This window comes from Streptomyces sp. C (genome assembly GCF_000158895.1).
Taxonomy (GTDB): Bacteria; Actinomycetota; Actinomycetes; order Streptomycetales; family Streptomycetaceae; genus Streptomyces; species Streptomyces racemochromogenes.
This window is the reverse complement of the sequence record NZ_GG657750.1, coordinates 3,104,790-3,106,893: the sequence shown is the minus strand read 5'-3', so window position 1 is coordinate 3,106,893 and position 2,104 is coordinate 3,104,790. Positions and strand designations below refer to the sequence as shown.

1 protein-coding gene is annotated in these 2,104 nt (G+C 65.6%); it reads left to right on the top strand.

Features of this window, described 5'->3' with window-relative positions; translation table 11 throughout:
* Window positions 1–240: 240 nt before the first annotated feature.
* On the top strand, window positions 241–1,248 hold the full coding sequence (locus SSNG_RS13785) for a stage II sporulation protein M (RefSeq protein ID WP_007264443.1): 1,008 nt from the start codon (window positions 241–243) through the stop codon (window positions 1,246–1,248).
* Window positions 1,249–2,104: the final 856 nt, after the last annotated feature.

The following is a 2,104-nucleotide window of genomic DNA, read 5'->3' as shown; positions in this document are numbered from 1 at the left end:
CCCGACCATCACCACCACGAACCCGATGCCGTAGACGACCATGTCGAGCAGGACCGCCAGGGCCCGAGTCGGCAGCCGCGCCGGCCGCAGACCCAGGACGACCGCGTCTCCCGTCACCAGATCGCTCAACGCGCGCACCTTTCCCCGACCTGACCCGCCCCTGTCCACCCCAGTCTGCCAAGCTGACCGCAGGAGAAGTAAGCCGTATCGGGTGGCCAGGGGCAGGGGAGCGGTAACCGGATGGATCTCGACGTCTTCGTGGCGGCCCACCAGACGGAATGGGCCCGCCTGGAGCAGCTCCTCGGTCGCGGCAGCCGGCTCACCGGGGCGGAGGCCGACGAACTCGTCGCCCTCTACCAGCGCACCTCCACCCACCTCTCCGTGATCCAGTCCAGCGCCCCCGACCCGATGCTCACGGCCCGGCTCACCCAGCTCGTGGCCCGCGCCCGCTCGACGGTCACCGGTACCCGCCGTGCCGGCTGGCGCGACGCCGCCCGCTTCTTCACCGAGGGCTTCCCGGCAGCCGTCTACCGCAGCCGCCGCTGGTGGATACCCACCGCGCTGCTCTCCACCGCCCTCGGCGTGCTCATCGGCTGGTGGATAGCCGCCCACCCCGAGGTGCAGAGCGCCATAGCCACCCCGGAGCACCTCAAGGACCTGACCCGGCCGGGCGGCCAGTACGAGACCTACTACTCCAGCCACCCGGCGGCCTCTTTCGCCGCGCAGGTCTGGACGAACAACGCTCAGGCCGCCGCGGTCTGCCTGGTCCTGGGGGCCTTCCTGGGACTCCCGGTCCTGTGGATCCTCTTCCTCAACATGGCGAACCTCGGCGTCGGCCTCGGGCTGATGACCTCCGCCGGCCGCCTCGACGTCTTCCTCGGCCTGATCCTCCCGCACGGCCTCCTCGAACTGACCGCCGTCTTCGTCGCCGCCGGTACGGGCCTGCGCCTCGGCTGGACGGTCATCGACCCGGGCCCCCGCACCCGCCGCACGGCCCTCGCCGAACAGGGCCGAGCCGCCCTCGGCATGGCCATCGGCCTGGCCGCGGTTCTCTTCATCTCCGGCCTGATCGAGGGCTTCGTGACCCCGTCGGGCCTTCCCACCTGGGCCCGCATCACGATCGGCGTCGTCGCGGAGGCCGCGTTCCTCGCCTACGTCTACGTCCTAGGCGGCCGCGCGTCCCGCGCCGGCGAGGTGGGCGACGTGGAGGAGGCGGACCGCACGGCGACGCTCCCGACGGCGGCCTGATGTGCGTACAAGGCAGCTGAGCTGCTAGTCTCCTCGTCGTCCCGCAGACCGTTGACACGGCCGCTGTGGGGAGGTAGATTCGAACGGTTGCCTCGAACTGGACAAGTTCGGCAGCGATGGTTTAAAATCTTTCTCGCCCCCAAATGGAATTGAATTCCCGTGGGGCACAGCCGACTCCTCATCCAGGAATCCGAAGCCGGGAAATCCGGTGGAAAACTTCTGATAGAGTCGGAACCGCCGGAAAGGGAAAGCGCGAAAGCGCAGGACCTGGAAAGCAAGCGAGAAAGACTCTGATAGAGTCTGAATCGCAAGAACGAAAGCCCGGAGGAAAGCCCGAGAGGGTGAGTACGAAGGAAGCGTCCGTTCCTTGAGAACTCAACAGCGTGCCAAAAATCAACGCCAGAAGTTGATACCCCGTCCACTTCGGTGGATGAGGTTCCTTTGAAAAAGACCTGTGAGGTCACCTTCGGGTGATGCTTGCAGGCAACAACACAGCGAGGACGTTGTGGTCAGTCGGTCATATTCCGACCAAGACTGGCCCGCTCTTTCGTGCGTGTGCACCGGATTACCGGTAAACATTCATGGAGAGTTTGATCCTGGCTCAGGACGAACGCTGGCGGCGTGCTTAACACATGCAAGTCGAACGATGAAGCCCTTCGGGGTGGATTAGTGGCGAACGGGTGAGTAACACGTGGGCAATCTGCCCTTCACTCTGGGACAAGCCCTGGAAACGGGGTCTAATACCGGATAATACTCCTGCCTGCATGGGCGGGAGTTGAAAGCTCCGGCGGTGAAGGATGAGCCCGCGGCCTATCAGCTTGTTGGTGGGGTAATGGCCCACCAAGGCGACGACGGG